This is a genomic window from Pseudomonas sp. Pseusp16 (genome assembly GCF_047324915.1).
Classification (GTDB): domain Bacteria; phylum Pseudomonadota; class Gammaproteobacteria; order Pseudomonadales; family Pseudomonadaceae; genus Aquipseudomonas; species Aquipseudomonas fluorescens_CD.
In genome coordinates this window covers 2,276,277-2,291,352 of the sequence record NZ_CP168522.1, presented here as the reverse complement: position 1 = coordinate 2,291,352, position 15,076 = coordinate 2,276,277, and the positions used below count along the sequence as shown (strand labels likewise).

Sequence of the window (15,076 nt, the reverse complement as noted above, 5' to 3'; positions counted from 1 at the left end):
TGATCGCGGCCTAATGTGGGAGCGGGCTTGCTCGCGAAGGCGGCAGACCATACAACGCAAAACTACGGGCTACAGGTATTTGTCCGTCACAGCCCCCTCCGAAGCACTGGACACCGTCTTCGCATACTTGGCCAGCACCCCCCGTGTGTACTTGGCGGGCGGCGGCACCCAACGCGACTTGCGCTCGGCCAGCACAGCCTCGGAGACGTCCACGGTAATCTGCCGGGTTTGCGCATCGATGATGATCCTGTCGCCATTTTCGACCAGCGCAATCGGTCCGCCTTCGAAGGCTTCCGGCGTGATGTGGCCGACCACGAAACCGTGGGAGCCGCCGGAAAAACGCCCGTCGGTGATCAGCGCCACATCCTTGCCCAGGCCCTTGCCCATGACCGCCGAGGTCGGCGAGAGCATTTCGCGCATGCCCGGCCCACCCTTGGGGCCTTCGTAGCGGATCACGATCACTTCGCCGGGCTGTACCTCGCCATTGAGGATGCCGGCCAGCGCACCTTCCTCACCGTGATAGACCCGGGCCGTGCCTTCAAAACGCAGGCCTTCCTTGCCGGTGATCTTGGCCACGGCGCCGTTGGGCGAGAGGTTGCCGCGCAGAATGACCAGGTGGGAATCCTTTTTGATCGGCTGGTCGAAAGGCCGGATCACGTCCTGGCCGGCCGGGTAATCGGGCACGTTTGCCAGGTTTTCCGCCAGGGTCTGGCCGGTGACGGTCAGCACATCGCCGTGCAGCATGCCGGCATCGAGCATGCGCTTCATCAGCGGTTGAATACCGCCGATGGCCACCAGCTCGCTCATCATGTATTTGCCACTGGGGCGCAGGTCGGCGACCACCGGGGAAATCTTGCCCAGCTCGACGAAGTCATCCAGGGTCAGTTCGACATCCACCGCATTGGCCATGGCCAGCAAATGCAGCACGGCGTTGGTCGAGCCGGCGAGGGCGATCACCACGCGGATGGCATTCTCGAAGGCTTTGCGGGTCATGATGTCGCGGGGTTTGAGGTCGAGCTTGAGCAACTCCATGACCTGCTGGCCGGCCCGGTAGCTGTCCGATGCCTTGTCGGCGCCGATGGCGTCCTGGGAGCTGGAGCCGGGCAGGCTCATGCCCAATGCCTCAATGGCCGAGGCCATGGTGTTGGCGGTGTACATGCCGCCACAGGAACCGGGACCGGGAATCGCCACTTCCTCGATCTGCTTGACCTGAATCTCGTTGATGTCGCCCCGCGCGTGCTGGCCCACGGCCTCGAACACGGAAATGATGTCGGTATGACCGGCCCCCGGCTGGATGGTGCCGCCATAGACAAAGATCGACGGGCGATTCAGCCGCGCCATGCCGATCAGGCACCCCGGCATGTTCTTGTCGCAACCGCCGATGGTCACCAGGCCGTCGAAACCCTCGCAACCGGTGACCACTTCAATGGAGTCGGCGATCACCTCGCGGGACACCAGCGAATACTTCATGCCTTCGGTGCCGTTGGCGATGCCGTCGGAAATGGTAATGGTGTTGAAGATCAAGCCCTTGGCACCTGCGGCATTCGCGCCTTTTTCCGCTTCGAGCGCCAGCTTGTCGATGTGCATGTTGCAGGGGGTGACCATGGCCCAGGTCGAGGCGATGCCGACCTGCGGCTTGCTGAAGTCTGCATCGGTAAAGCCCACGGCCCGCAACATGGCGCGTGCGGGGGCGGCTTCCACGCCGTCGATCACTTGAGAGGAGTACTTGCGCAGATCGTCTTTGTCGCTCATGACTTGTCCTCACCTGCTCATCTGAAGACCACTGAGTATAGTCGCCGATCCGCCGTAACCTCGTGCACCGGAACCTGTAGGAGCCGGCTTGCCGGTGATGGCGGCCTCTGATGCGATACAACACTCAAGGCCGCCATCGCTGGCAAGCCAGCTCCTACAGAGTCGGGAACAGACGCGCGGGTAAGCCTTGTCGTGATATTCTTCGCGCCCACTTGGTTTGACCTGTTCAGTCGGCGTGTCCTCGAGACGTGCCGGCAGAATCACTGTCGCTCAAGTAGCTGAAGCCAATAAAGATAAAAAGTCAGTTCAGAAGGGACATTAAACGGGGGTCGACGCGGTTCGTCGGCCTTGTGTGCCCACCCTGCAATCCTTGAGTGCCGCACCCGTGACTGCCGTGAAACATGGGGCTGTGCGCGTGAGGATGGAAGGGCGGATGGCGTTTTATCATAGGTGCTACAGATGTTTAAGAAAGTGAACACGGCCCTGCTGGGGCTGGCGTTGTCGATGGGGATGACTTCCGTCCACGCAGAAGAGGCAAAGAAAGTCGATGTACTGCTGATTGGCGGCGGCATCATGAGCGCGACCCTGGGTGTGTGGCTCAATGAGCTGGAACCCGGCATGTCGATGGAAATGGTCGAGCGCCTCGACGGCGTCGCCCAGGAAAGCTCCAACGGCTGGAACAACGCCGGTACCGGTCACTCCGCCCTGGCCGAGCTGAACTACACCCCGGAAGACGAGAACGGCAAGGTCTCGATCCAGAAGGCCGTTGAAATCAACGAAGCGTTCCAGATCTCCCGTCAGTTCTGGGCCTGGCAGGTTCAGCAAGGCGTGCTGAAGAACCCGCGTTCGTTCATCAACTCCACTCCGCACATGAGTTTCGTGTGGGGCGATGACAACATCAAGTTCCTGAAAAAACGCTACGAAGCCCTGCAGGCGAGCCCGCTGTTCGCCGGCATGCAGTATTCCGAAGACCCGGCCGTGATCAAGCAGTGGGTACCGCTGATGATGGAAGGGCGTGACCCGAACCAGAAAATCGCGGCCACCTGGAGCCCGATCGGCACCGACATGAACTTCGGCGAAATCACGCGTCAGTTCGTTGCACACCTGCAGACCACGCCTAAATTCGACTTGAAGCTGTCCAGCGAAGTGCAGGACATCACCAGGAACGAAGACGGCAGCTGGCGCGTCAGCTACAAGAACCTGAAAGACGGCAGCAAGACCGAAACCGACGCGAAATTCGTGTTCATCGGCGCCGGCGGCGGTGCCCTGCACCTGCTGCAGAAGTCCGGCATTCCGGAAGCCAGGGAATACGCAGGCTTCCCGGTAGGCGGCTCGTTCCTGGTGACCGAGAACCCGACCATCGCCGAGCAACACCTGGCCAAGGCCTACGGCAAGGCTTCGGTAGGCGCTCCGCCGATGTCGGTTCCGCACCTGGACACCCGCGTGCTGGACGGCAAGCGCGTGATCCTGTTTGGCCCATTCGCGACCTTCAGCACCAAGTTCCTGAAAGAAGGTTCGTACCTGGACCTGCTGACCACCACGACCACGCACAACGTGTGGCCAATGACCAAGGTCGGCATCAAGGAATACCCGCTGGTCGAGTACCTTGCAGGCCAGTTGATGCTGTCTGACGAAGACCGCATGAACGCCCTGAAAGAATACTTCCCGAACGCCAAGGCTGAAGACTGGCGCCTGTGGCAAGCCGGCCAGCGCGTGCAGATCATCAAGCGTGATGAAGCGGCCGGTGGCGTGCTGAAACTGGGCACCGAGATCGTTGCTTCGCAAGACGGCAGTATTGCCGGCCTGCTGGGTGCCTCCCCAGGCGCTTCGACCGCTGCGCCGATCATGCTGACCGTGCTGCAGAAAGTGTTCAAGGACAAGGTTGCGACTCCTGACTGGCAGGCAAAACTGCACCAGATCGTGCCGAGCTACGGCACCCAGCTGAACGCCAGCCCGGAGAAAGTCGCTGAAGAGTGGGCTTATACCGCCAAGGTGCTGGAGCTGACTCCGCCACCAGCGGTGATCGCGCCGGCTGTGAAGCCAGTGACGGTCGACACGGCTGTAAAAGCGCCGAAGGCTAATGCTGCGAGTGATATGGCTCTGTGATTCGGATGTCCTGCCGTTGAGGTGGGGTGTTTGGGTTAGCTGACCCGTATAAAAGAAAGCCCGCTGAACCGGTTACGGTTGGCGGGTTTTTTTTTGCGTACATATCCGTTTCTGCGGTCACGGCCACTTAGGGTTCCGCCCTTACGGCGGGTTACTTGGAAGAGCGGAGCGCCGCCCGGCCCCAAGTAACCAAGGGCTCTTGCCCCTGACGTTCGGTGCCTCGCCAAGGCTCGGCATTCCCTCGCTCCGGTCCTGCTCCGTGGGCCCGCCGCGATCGGCCATCCCTGGCCGTACGCGGCTAACCCGGCATCCATGCCGGGTTGCCCACTGCACAGAACCTGCGCTCGGCCTCTCGAGGGGGCAAGCAGATCAAAAGCCAAAGCGAGGCGGCCTGACAGCCGACCTGACCGCGATTGAACGCGCTTCCCTGTAGGAGCGAGCCTGCTCGCGAAAAACGCCGGGACACCGCGGGGACTCAGACAGCCCACGTCATCGTTGACGACCATCGCGAGCAAGCTCGCTCCTACAGGCTGGCGTTCATCCTCTCCGGCCCTGAATGCAATTTGGCGCAGGGGATTCAATAGATGATTACCTTGGTGGCGATGTTGTTTTTGTGTGCGTATCCGTTTCTGCGGTCACGGCTACTTGTGGTTCCGCCTTTACGGCGGATTACTTGGAAGAGCGGAGCGCCGCCCGGCCCCAAGTAACCAAGGGCTCTTGCCCCTGACGTTCGGTGCCTCGCTCCGGTCCTGCTCCGTGGGCCCGCCACGATCGGCCATCCCTGGCCGTACGCGGCTAACCCGGCATCCATGCCGGGTTGCCCACTGCGCAGAACCTGCGCTCGGCCTCTCGAGGGGGCAAGCAGATCAAAAGCCAAAGCGAGGCGGCCTGCTGGCCGGCCTGATCGCAATTGAACGCTTCTCCCTGTAGGAGCGAGCTTGCTCGCGAAAAACGCCGGGACAACGCGGGCATTCAGGCAGCCTGCGTTATCGTTGACGTCCATCGCGAGCAAGCTCGCTCCTACAGGCTGGCGTTCATCCTCTCTGGCGCTGGGGATTCAACAGGCGATTGCCTTGGCGGTAGCAGGCGAGGGCAGTTTTTAGGCTAATGTGAAAAATAGCCACTGAGAGGGTGCCTCTCAATGCCGCTCCTTTCGGCTGCTCCTGTCATCAATTGCCAAGTCCCTGACGTTTAATGCGAAGCAACCCATGTGCACCTGACGATACTGGTTTGTTTATCGACATCGAACAATAAAGAGAACCCGCACTGGCACATCAAGGCTGATGCCTCTTCATCCTGACGAGGGACTGTCAGTTGCATCTCGATAAAACAATCAAGGAGAGCGTGCAATGAAGTTCAGTTTTGTAGACAGCAGCCAGCCGAGCCGGCGGCGGGTTTTACGCGATGCATTTACTCTGGCTGTGGCGGCTTCGCCGTTGGCCAATCTCGCCAGGGCAGCCGAGGAAAGCGGGGCAGCCAGTGAATCCGCCGAGGATGTGACCTTTGCCGCTGGCCCACGACCGCTGGTGCAATACCCGCAAAAGCGCCCGTTGACCCTGGTGACCACTCGGCCGCCGCATCTGGAGACGCCGTTCTCTGTCTTTAACGAAGGACCGATCACGCCCAATGACGCCTTTTTCGTGCGTTACCACCTGGCCAATTTCCCGACCAGCATCGACCCCGACACCTACCGCCTGACGATCAAGGGTGTGGTCGACACGCCGCTGTCACTGTCCCTCGCCGAGCTCAAGGCCCTCGCCGAGCCGGTGGAAGTGGTGGCCGTCAATCAGTGTTCGGGCAACAGCCGCGGCTTCTCGATGCCGCGCGTGTTCGGCGCTCAGTTGGGCAATGGCTCCATGGGCAATGCGCGTTGGCTGGGGGTGCCGCTCAAGGCGGTGCTGGAAAAGGCCGGCGTCAAGGCCGAGGCCCGGCAAGTAACTTTCCGTGGGCTGGATAAACCGGTGCTGCCGAGCACGCCGGAGTTCATCAAGGCGCTGGACATCAGCCATGCCATGGACGGCGAGCCGATGATTGCCTGGTCGATGAATGGCACCGACCTGCCATTTCTCAACGGTTATCCGATTCGTTTGGTGGTGCCTGGCTATTTCGGCACGTATTGGGTCAAGCACCTGAGCGAGATCGAAGTCGTCGACCATACCTACGACGGTTTCTTCATGGCCAAGGGTTATCGGGTTCCGGATAACGACTGCTTCTGCGTTGCTCCCGGCACTACGCCGGCGAAAACCCAGCCGATTTCAAAATTGCCGGTACGCAGTTTCATCACCAGCGTCAAGCACGGCGATGTATTGCCGCTGAACAAAAGCGTGGTGCTCAAGGGCATCGCGTTCGACGGCGGCGTCGGGGTGAACAAGGTGGAAGTGTCGATCGACGGCGGAAAAACCTGGCGCGAATCCGCCCTCGGGCAGGACCTTGGCCGTTTTTCCTTCCGCGAGTGGACGCTGCCGATCACCTTTACCAGCAAGGGTGCCACCCAGTTGATGGTGCGGGCCAGCAACAGTGCCGGCGAGACGCAACCGTTGCAAGCCGACTGGAACCCCGGTGGCTACCGCCGCCACGTCGTAGAAACCAGCCACGTCACCGTCGCCTGAGGAGGGCCGCATGAAACCAATGAAGTTCATGACTGCCTTGCTGTGTGCGGCTCAGGTCGGTCTGGCCAGCATGGCTGGCGCAGCACCACTTTCGATTACGCTGCCGCCCGAAACAGCTGCTTTGAAGCCCAGTACACTGCCTGGCTACCCATTGGCCCAGCAGAAGTGTTCCATCTGCCATTCGGCCGACTACATCAACTTCCAGCCGCCTGGCATGAGCCTGGCGCAGTGGACCGCCGAGGCGGGCAAGATGCAGCACGTGTACGGTGCGCCGATCAGCGACCAGGAGGTGAATGTCATCGGCGCCTACCTGGCGGTGACCTACGGCAGTGCCCAGGCGAGCGATGCCGATGTTCAGGCGGCCTCGAACCCGCCGGCGGATCAGCCACCGACGGTGTCGGTCGCGAAAGTCGCCTCGGCCTTGCTCAAGGACAACGCCTGCCTGTCCTGTCATGCGGTCGACCACAAGGTCGTCGGCCCGGCCTATCACGATGTGGCGACCAAATATGCCAATGACCCGCAGGCACTGGCCCGGGTCATGTCCAGCATTGAGCACGGCGGCAGCGGAAAGTGGGGGGATGTGCCCATGCCGCCTTTTGCGCAGTTGAGCTCGGACGACTTGAAAAGCCTGGCGACGTTCATCATGAGCCAGTGAGCCTGATGCAAAAAAGCCCGCTGAACCGGCGACGGTCAGTGGGCTTTTTTGTGGTCGGGTATGTGAGGTTCGTTCAAGACACCGAGGTGTTGTCCGCACTGAAGCGCTTGAGAATGTCCTGGTACATTCTGGTCCTTCGGTGATCCTGGCCATATCCGCCAGCGGCGGCGACGGTGCCGGCCTGAACGTGGTCCAGGTACTTGAATATTTTGCCCGGCGACAGAAACACTACCTTGTAGCCAAGCCCGATCACCCGATCCTGCAGTTCATAGCCGGGCACACGATCGTCGATCTGAAAATGCAGACCCTGTTGCTTCATCAGCCTGCAATTCCATAGCGTGCAAAAGCTTTTCAAGTGGGTTTCCCGGTAGGGTTTCGGTTCTTTTGATCGCAGGCCCAGCGACTGCTTCAGGCGTCGGTAATGGTGTTTGCAAAGGCGTGAACTGAAACGCCACGCGGTCCTTGGCAGTCCGCGATTGAGTTGCTCGGTGCATCCGACCGCTGCGACGTTTCGATCCTTTGTGCAGTGCTCCATCATCATCGCAAAGACATTGGCATCGAAGACGAAGGTGTCGGTGTGCATCAGGAACAGGTAGTCGGTATCGATCCTGGCCAGCGCCATATCCAGTGCCTTGCCATGGGCGATGTGCCCCGGCTCTTTGGTGGGCGCATCGCGTTCGATCAGGTTGATCCAGTCGAGTGAGCGCAAATACTCGACGCTGGCGTCCGCCGAATCGTTATCCACCACCCAGACGGCAATTCCGGCTTTTTGTACAGGCTCGCGCAAGAGGTCCAGGCAGATCCTGGTCAAATCAAGGGTTTTGTAATTAACCAGAACGATGCTGAACGGTGGTTTGGCGTTTGTATCGACACTACCCATCTGCGAAATGCTCGACGACTCAAAAGCGTCGAAGATTAAACAGGCAACCTTAGCCCAAGCTTAATTTCAGCCGGGCCGTTGGTATCGAGGCGGGTGCACGGTTTTGAGCCGTTGCCAGGGGCGCAGGCTATTGCTGCCTGACGCCCTCGAACGTACCTGTTCGCACCTCGCCGCTGCGGATGTAACGGGCGATCAGCACGCCCCCGGGCGAGCTGATCGAGCTCAGCATGGTGAAAGCCGATGCTTGGGCGTTGTCGTCGAACAGGCGCTTGCCGCGCCCCAGTAGGATCGGGTGAATCATCAGCCGCAATTCGTCCACCAGGCCGACGGCAAGCAGCTGGCGAACCAGATCGCCGCTGCCTTGTGTCAACAACCGGGGACCGTCCTGACGCTTGAGGGCGCTGATCGCGTCGACCAGGTTGCCCGGCAGCGCATGACTGTTCTGCCAGTCCAGCGAATCGGCGCGGTGCGTGGCCACATGCTTGGGCACGCCGTTGAACAGGTCGGCAATTGTTCGGTTGGTTGAGTCGGGCTGAATGCGCGGCCAGTAGGAGGCGAAGATGTCGTAGGTGCGACGCCCCAGCAACAAATCGAATGGCTGTGAGAACAGGTCCTGCACGGCCTGGCCGGTGGTTTTGTCGGCGTAGGGGACGATCCAGCCACCGAACCGGAATCCGCCAGCGCGATCCTCTTCAGGCCCGCCGGGCGCCTGCATGACACCGTCCAGACTGATGAACGCGGCAACGGTCAGTGTGCGCATGCTCTTCTCCTGATTCATCCGGGTGAAAGTGTCTATGCAGGGATATCTGCGACCCCTTGAGATCATATCCCTGTTAGATAGTCGAACCAGACGCTGCGAAATCGACACCAGGATGCGCGGTTTGTATTCAGCCCGGATAAAGTGAAGATCAAGTATCGCTACGACCCGCATTGTTCCACGCAATGACGCGTGGTATCTGTGATGTGATTGCTGCAATCTATGCACTAATGATCTGCACGCAACCCGTCTTGTTCATTGGAAGGTCAGTTCTCACACTGGCGGCATCTATGTGAAGGCAGCTTCTGACTGAAGGGGAAATGACAATGGTATCTGCGATCAGGTTTAACCAGTGCGGCAATCCTGAAGTACTGAACCTGGAGACACTGAGCGAACAATCGCCAGGGCCAGGCGAGGTCTGGCTTGAGCAGGAAGCCATTGGTGTCAACTTCCTCGACGTCACCCAGCGCAAGGGCGCGGTGCCCATTGCGTTGCCGTCCGGGCTTGGGCTGGAAGGCGCCGGGCGTGTCGCTGTTGTAGGTGCCGGTGTCAGCAATGTGCGGGTAGGGGATCGTGTCGTCTATGCCACCGGCCCCGTCGGTTCCTATGCTTGCGCCCGGCTTTATCCGGCGGAGCGCCTGGTCAGGATTCCGGATGCGCTCTCGTTCGATGATGCCGCAGCCGTCATGTTCAAGGGCATCACTGCGCAGTACCTTTTGAAAACCACCTATCCCGTAGGGCAGGGCACAACCATTCTCCTCTACGGTGTGGCTGGAGGGGTGGGGGAAATCATGGTGCCGTGGGCCAGGCACTTGGGTGCCACTGTGATTGGCGTGGTTTCAAAACAGGCCAGTGTCGAAAAGGCCAGAGCGTCGGGATGCGATGAAGTCCTGGTGTTTGATGCTGACAGCCTGGCATCGGATGTCGCACGGATCACCGGCGGGAAAAAGGTCGACGTCGTCTATGACCCGATAGGGCGTGTTTCTTTCCAGGCATCCCTGGACAGCTTGCGACCCCGTGGCCTGATGGTATCGTTCGGCGCTTCATCCGGTGCGCCGTCAGCCGTGGAGCTGTCGACACTCAACGCCAAGGGCTCGCTGTTCCTGACACGCCCCTCGTTGGCAGCCCATACGGCGAGTGTCGCGGAGTACCAGGAGCGTGCACAGGATGTTTTGGCCGCGATAGGCGCGGGAATTATCAAGCCCCGAATCCGGGCCAGCTACTCGCTGGCTGATGCAGCGTTGGCACATGCCGATCTGGAGTCGGGGCGTTCTTCGGGGGCGATCATTCTAAAACCATGAATCCTGATGTTCTGAACAATCAGCACAGTGACGAAATCGCTGCGTTTCTGGCCGTGGCCTCGCAAGGCTCATTTGTCGGTGCCGGCCGGCTATTGCAGCGACACCCCACAGTCGTTTCAAAGCGGCTCGCGGCAATGGAGAAGCGCCTTGGCGTTCGGCTCGTGGAGCGCTCGACCCGGCAGGTGCGAATCACTGAAGTCGGTGTCAGGCTGGAGCAGCGTCTTCGCTCAGCCATCGGGTTGATGAATGAAGCGCAACAGCAGGCGGCCGAAGGTGCCAGCGAAATTCGCGGTACTTTGCGAATTGCACTGCCAGCCGCCATGGGACGGCGTTGGCTCGGCCCGATGCTTCCGGAGTTTCTTGCGGCTCATCCTCATGTCTCGATCCATGCAGACTATAGCGAGCGTCTGGTGGACATCATTGATGAAGGATTTGACGCTGCAATCCGGATTGGAGAACTGGAAGACAACAGGTTGATCGCCAGGAAGCTGAGCGACCATCGCCGGATTCTGTGCGCCTCGCCTGCCTACATCAAAAAGCACGGCATGCCCGAAACCCCACAGGATCTGATCAAGCACAATTGCCTTCGCTTCAGTGGTCTTGCGTCTTTTCCCCTGTGGAGACTCCATCGCGGCAACGAACTTCAAGGGGTTTCTCCTAAAGGAAACCTGACTGCCAATGACAGCGAATCATTACTTGCCGCGGCCCGCGCCGATGCAGGAATCCTGGGGGCGGGCGACTGGTTGATGAGTCGTGATATTGCTGCCGGGAAACTGTTGCATGTGCTTCCTGACTGGCAACTGGATGCCGCAGGTGGGGTCTATCTGGTCAGGCCATCGGCCAAGTTTCCCGGTGCCGTGGTTGTCGCGTTCAAACAATGGATCGAGTCAAAGTTTATCCCTTCGCCTCCGTGGGCCATTTGACTGCTGCCATTGAGCCTGTCTGGTTTGCCGGGTCATGTTGAACCGCTGTTGAGGGTTGCAGTGGCCCTGGCCCCGGGTGAACAGATCAGGACAGAGCAGTGGATGACATGCCTTGCAATCTGGAGGGCGGTGGGTTGTTTGCGGTGCCTGACTCTCATGTTGATCTTCCTTTATTGGCCGTTGAGCAATGACGCGTGAGAAACCACAGAGTCAGGGCACTGGCGCTGATCAAGGCGCCCAGCAGGCTGACTGCCATCCAGCCCCATAGCGCATACACCTGGGTCGCGGCTGCGGCGCCCAGTGCGCTGCCAACCGAGTAGAAGCACATGTAGGCGCCGACCATGCGACTTTGAGCGTCGGGTCGTGCAGCGAAAATGATGCTCTGGTTGGTGACGTGTACTGCCTGCACCGCGAAGTCGAGCAGCACTACGCCGCAGACCAGCGCGACCAGGGATGTCTCGGCAAACATGATGGGCAGCCAGGACAACGTCAGGAGCCCCAGCGAAATACCGGTCACCCGTTGCCCCAGCCCTTGATCGGCCCAGCGACCGGCTCTTCCGGCAGCAAGCGCGCCGGCGACGCCAGCCAGGCCAAACAGGCCGATGGCCGTGTGTGAAAGCGACAGCGGCGGGGCGCTCAATGGCAGCACCATGGATGTCCATAGCACGGAGAAAGCGGCAAAGATCAGCAGGGCCAGCAGGCCCCTGACGCGCAGCGTGCGCTCGCTGATGAAGAGTTTGAAGAGCGAACCCACGAGCACCGGATAGGCGTCTTGATGCCTTGGCGACGCTGTGACAGGAACCGCTCTCCACAACACTGCCACGAGGATCAGCATCATTGCCGAGGACACAAAGTAAACGGCGCGCCAGCCAGCGATGTCCGCAATCAGGCCAGAGGTAAACCGCGCCAGCAGAATGCCCAGGACAATGCCACTGGTTACCGTCCCCACGGCCTGCCCGCGTTGTGATGGCGTTGCCAGCACCGCGGCGTATGCCACAAGCACCTGAACGACCACTGCCAGCAAGCCCATCACGATCATGGCCCCCAGCAGTGCCAGCCATTGCTGTGATGCGCCGACTGCCGCCAGCGCAATGGCAGACAGCAGTACTAGAGTCAGGATCAGCCGCTTACGGTTGACCAGATCGCCGAGCGGGACGATGAACAGCAACCCCAGCGCGTATCCAGCCTGAGTCGCAGTCACCACAACCCCGATCGTTGATGAGGCCACACCCAGACTCTGAGCCATGGAGTCGAGTAATGGTTGTGCGAAATAAACGTTGGTTACCGCAAGCGCGCAGGTGAAAGAAAACAACAACGTGAGCGACGGAGAAAGCCCCGGAGATCGCTCGGCCCTGCCGCTTTTTTCAATGTCCGCAGGCGGCAATGCCGAAGGCTGACTGGAGAAACGCGTGGTAGCTGAGTCGGCATCTGCTGTCATGTACGCCTCCATGGCGCTAAACTGGTTTCAATTCAAAACCTGTTCGATTGTTGTCGAATCTTGTTTCAAAATGCAACCACATTGTGCCGGGCCGGTGGACAGACTTGGCAAATCGAAATTCCGGAAGGTCAAAAAGATGGTCGCAGACACTTCACCGCAAAGCAGCGAATGCCCGGTAGCAAGAACACTTGAGGCCATCGGTGATCGCTGGTCGCTGATGATCATCCGCGACGCCTTTGACGACATTCGCCGCTTCAGCGAATTTCAAAAGAGCCTGGGCGTAGCCAAGAATATTCTGGCATCGCGACTGAAAACCCTGGTTGAAGTCGGGGTATTCGATGTTAGACCGGCGTCAGATGGCAGCGCCTACAAGGAGTACGTGCTGACGGAAAAAGGGCGGGAGATCTTTCCGGTTGTGGTCAGTATGAGGCAGTGGGGCGAACGTTTCCTGTTCAAGCCAGAGGAGGCGCGCTCTGTACTGCTGGATAACGAGTCCGGCCAGCCTCTGATGCCGCTTGATGTTCGTTCATCAAGCGGTCAGAAACTTGGCCCCTCTGATTGCCACAGGGTGAGACTCGTTGATGGCGGGTCTTGAGGCGACAACAGACTTGCTTCACACCTGAACGATCCTGGGGAATTCACGTCGGTATCCGTATATGAACTTGAACCAGGATGAAAACTGCAGTGGGTGCGCTGGAAGGAAAAGAATTTTTAGTGGGGGGTTGACCGCGTATTTTAATGCTGTAGTATTCGCCTCCCGCTGACGAGCAGTTTGCTGCTGGTCTGGCTTAAGTAGCTGATTTTATTAAGTAAAAACAGAAACTTTTAAGGTTGCTTTTTGAAAGAGGTGCTGTAGAATGCGCGCCTCGGTTGAGACGAAAGATCTTAACCAACCGCTCTTTAACAACTGAATCAAGCAATTCGTGTGGGTGCTTGTGGAGTCAGACTGCTAGTCAACAGATTATCAGCATCACAAGTTACTCCGCGAGAAATCAAAGATGTAACCAACGATTGCTGAGCCAAGTTTAGGGTTTTCTCAAAACCCAAAGATGTTTGAACTGAAGAGTTTGATCATGGCTCAGATTGAACGCTGGCGGCAGGCCTAACACATGCAAGTCGAGCGGATGACGGGAGCTTGCTCCCGAATTCAGCGGCGGACGGGTGAGTAATGCCTAGGAATCTGCCTGGTAGTGGGGGACAACGTCTCGAAAGGGACGCTAATACCGCATACGTCCTACGGGAGAAAGCAGGGGACCTTCGGGCCTTGCGCTATCAGATGAGCCTAGGTCGGATTAGCTAGTTGGTGAGGTAATGGCTCACCAAGGCGACGATCCGTAACTGGTCTGAGAGGATGATCAGTCACACTGGAACTGAGACACGGTCCAGACTCCTACGGGAGGCAGCAGTGGGGAATATTGGACAATGGGCGAAAGCCTGATCCAGCCATGCCGCGTGTGTGAAGAAGGTCTTCGGATTGTAAAGCACTTTAAGTTGGGAGGAAGGGCATTAACCTAATACGTTAGTGTTTTGACGTTACCGACAGAATAAGCACCGGCTAACTCTGTGCCAGCAGCCGCGGTAATACAGAGGGTGCAAGCGTTAATCGGAATTACTGGGCGTAAAGCGCGCGTAGGTGGTTTGTTAAGTTGGATGTGAAAGCCCCGGGCTCAACCTGGGAACTGCATTCAAAACTGACAAGCTAGAGTATGGTAGAGGGTGGTGGAATTTCCTGTGTAGCGGTGAAATGCGTAGATATAGGAAGGAACACCAGTGGCGAAGGCGACCACCTGGACTGATACTGACACTGAGGTGCGAAAGCGTGGGGAGCAAACAGGATTAGATACCCTGGTAGTCCACGCCGTAAACGATGTCAACTAGCCGTTGGGAGCCTTGAGCTCTTAGTGGCGCAGCTAACGCATTAAGTTGACCGCCTGGGGAGTACGGCCGCAAGGTTAAAACTCAAATGAATTGACGGGGGCCCGCACAAGCGGTGGAGCATGTGGTTTAATTCGAAGCAACGCGAAGAACCTTACCAGGCCTTGACATCCAATGAACTTTCCAGAGATGGATTGGTGCCTTCGGGAACATTGAGACAGGTGCTGCATGGCTGTCGTCAGCTCGTGTCGTGAGATGTTGGGTTAAGTCCCGTAACGAGCGCAACCCTTGTCCTTAGTTACCAGCACGTCATGGTGGGCACTCTAAGGAGACTGCCGGTGACAAACCGGAGGAAGGTGGGGATGACGTCAAGTCATCATGGCCCTTACGGCCTGGGCTACACACGTGCTACAATGGTCGGTACAGAGGGTTGCCAAGCCGCGAGGTGGAGCTAATCCCACAAAACCGATCGTAGTCCGGATCGCAGTCTGCAACTCGACTGCGTGAAGTCGGAATCGCTAGTAATCGCGAATCAGAATGTCGCGGTGAATACGTTCCCGGGCCTTGTACACACCGCCCGTCACACCATGGGAGTGGGTTGCACCAGAAGTAGCTAGTCTAACCTTCGGGAGGACGGTTACCACGGTGTGATTCATGACTGGGGTGAAGTCGTAACAAGGTAGCCGTAGGGGAACCTGCGGCTGGATCACCTCCTTAATCGACGACTCAGCTGCTCCATAAGTTCCCACACGAATTGCTTGATTCATTGAAGAAGACGAG

At 58.8% G+C, this 15,076-nt stretch carries 10 protein-coding genes and 1 rRNA gene; 7 read left to right on the top strand and 4 right to left on the bottom strand.

Going from position 1 to position 15,076, the window contains the following annotated elements; genetic code table 11:
* Positions 1-69: 69 nt before the first annotated feature.
* Positions 70-1,752 (bottom strand): dihydroxy-acid dehydratase, encoded by a 1,683-nt coding sequence (gene ilvD, locus ACEN8Q_RS10180; RefSeq protein WP_413705103.1) that lies wholly within the window; start codon positions 1,750-1,752, stop codon positions 70-72.
* A 459-nt stretch (positions 1,753-2,211) separates the two neighbouring features.
* Between ilvD and mqo the strand changes: the two genes are divergently transcribed.
* The 3 genes from mqo (at position 2,212) to ACEN8Q_RS10165 (ending at position 7,122) form a co-directional block, all read left to right on the top strand.
* A complete protein-coding gene (gene mqo, locus ACEN8Q_RS10175) occupies positions 2,212-3,858 on the top strand; it encodes a malate dehydrogenase (quinone) (protein WP_413427083.1) in 1,647 nt (548 codons plus the stop codon).
* A gap of 1,349 nt (positions 3,859-5,207) precedes the next feature.
* Positions 5,208-6,467 carry a molybdopterin-dependent oxidoreductase gene (locus ACEN8Q_RS10170; protein WP_413705102.1) on the top strand — a complete coding sequence of 420 codons (1,260 nt, stop codon included), beginning with the start codon at positions 5,208-5,210 and terminating at the stop codon, positions 6,465-6,467.
* A gap of 10 nt (positions 6,468-6,477) precedes the next feature.
* Positions 6,478-7,122, top strand: a complete 645-nt coding sequence (locus tag ACEN8Q_RS10165) for a c-type cytochrome (RefSeq protein ID WP_413705101.1) — start codon at positions 6,478-6,480, stop codon at positions 7,120-7,122.
* Positions 7,123-7,195: 73 nt separating this feature from the next.
* Here ACEN8Q_RS10165 and ACEN8Q_RS10160 read toward each other — a convergent pair whose 3' ends face one another.
* On the bottom strand, positions 7,196-8,002 hold the full coding sequence (locus ACEN8Q_RS10160) for a glycosyltransferase family 2 protein (protein WP_413705100.1): 807 nt from the start codon (positions 8,000-8,002) through the stop codon (positions 7,196-7,198).
* A gap of 127 nt (positions 8,003-8,129) precedes the next feature.
* Positions 8,130-8,762: a dihydrofolate reductase family protein gene (locus ACEN8Q_RS10155; RefSeq protein WP_413705099.1), complete on the bottom strand. Its 633-nt coding sequence runs from the start codon at positions 8,760-8,762 to the stop codon at positions 8,130-8,132.
* Between the two features lie 323 nt (positions 8,763-9,085).
* Here ACEN8Q_RS10155 and ACEN8Q_RS10150 point away from each other — a divergent pair, with 323 nt between their 5' ends.
* A complete protein-coding gene (locus ACEN8Q_RS10150) occupies positions 9,086-10,060 on the top strand; it encodes a quinone oxidoreductase family protein (RefSeq protein WP_413705487.1) in 975 nt (324 codons plus the stop codon).
* On the top strand, positions 10,057-10,983 hold the full coding sequence (locus ACEN8Q_RS10145) for a LysR family transcriptional regulator (protein ID WP_413705098.1): 927 nt from the start codon (positions 10,057-10,059) through the stop codon (positions 10,981-10,983). The genes ACEN8Q_RS10150 and ACEN8Q_RS10145 overlap by 4 nt, the downstream gene beginning before the upstream one ends.
* Before the next feature lie 154 nt (positions 10,984-11,137).
* Here the strand turns inward: ACEN8Q_RS10145 and ACEN8Q_RS10140 are convergent, their stop codons facing one another.
* On the bottom strand, positions 11,138-12,421 hold the full coding sequence (locus tag ACEN8Q_RS10140; protein ID WP_413705097.1) for an MFS transporter: 1,284 nt from the start codon (positions 12,419-12,421) through the stop codon (positions 11,138-11,140).
* A gap of 136 nt (positions 12,422-12,557) precedes the next feature.
* Between ACEN8Q_RS10140 and ACEN8Q_RS10135 the strand changes: the two genes are divergently transcribed.
* Positions 12,558-13,016 (top strand): winged helix-turn-helix transcriptional regulator, encoded by a 459-nt coding sequence (locus tag ACEN8Q_RS10135; protein ID WP_413705486.1) that lies wholly within the window; start codon positions 12,558-12,560, stop codon positions 13,014-13,016.
* Positions 13,017-13,476: 460 nt separating this feature from the next.
* Positions 13,477-15,013 (top strand): 16S ribosomal RNA (locus tag ACEN8Q_RS10130).
* Positions 15,014-15,076: the final 63 nt, after the last annotated feature.

Bases quoted from the DNA above. Each gene is read 5' to 3' on its own strand.
- ilvD (WP_413705103.1), bottom strand. From the start codon at position 1,752: ATGAGCGACAAAGACGATCTGCGCAAGTACTCCTCTCAAGTGATCGAC.
- mqo (WP_413427083.1), top strand. From the start codon at position 2,212: ATGTTTAAGAAAGTGAACACGGCCCTGCTGGGGCTGGCGTTGTCGATG.
- ACEN8Q_RS10170 (WP_413705102.1), top strand. From the start codon at position 5,208: ATGAAGTTCAGTTTTGTAGACAGCAGCCAGCCGAGCCGGCGGCGGGTT.
- ACEN8Q_RS10165 (WP_413705101.1), top strand. From the start codon at position 6,478: ATGAAACCAATGAAGTTCATGACTGCCTTGCTGTGTGCGGCTCAGGTC.
- ACEN8Q_RS10160 (WP_413705100.1), bottom strand. From the start codon at position 8,002: ATGGGTAGTGTCGATACAAACGCCAAACCACCGTTCAGCATCGTTCTG.
- ACEN8Q_RS10155 (WP_413705099.1), bottom strand. From the start codon at position 8,762: ATGCGCACACTGACCGTTGCCGCGTTCATCAGTCTGGACGGTGTCATG.
- ACEN8Q_RS10150 (WP_413705487.1), top strand. From the start codon at position 9,086: ATGGTATCTGCGATCAGGTTTAACCAGTGCGGCAATCCTGAAGTACTG.
- ACEN8Q_RS10145 (WP_413705098.1), top strand. From the start codon at position 10,057: ATGAATCCTGATGTTCTGAACAATCAGCACAGTGACGAAATCGCTGCG.
- ACEN8Q_RS10140 (WP_413705097.1), bottom strand. From the start codon at position 12,421: ATGACAGCAGATGCCGACTCAGCTACCACGCGTTTCTCCAGTCAGCCT.
- ACEN8Q_RS10135 (WP_413705486.1), top strand. From the start codon at position 12,558: ATGGTCGCAGACACTTCACCGCAAAGCAGCGAATGCCCGGTAGCAAGA.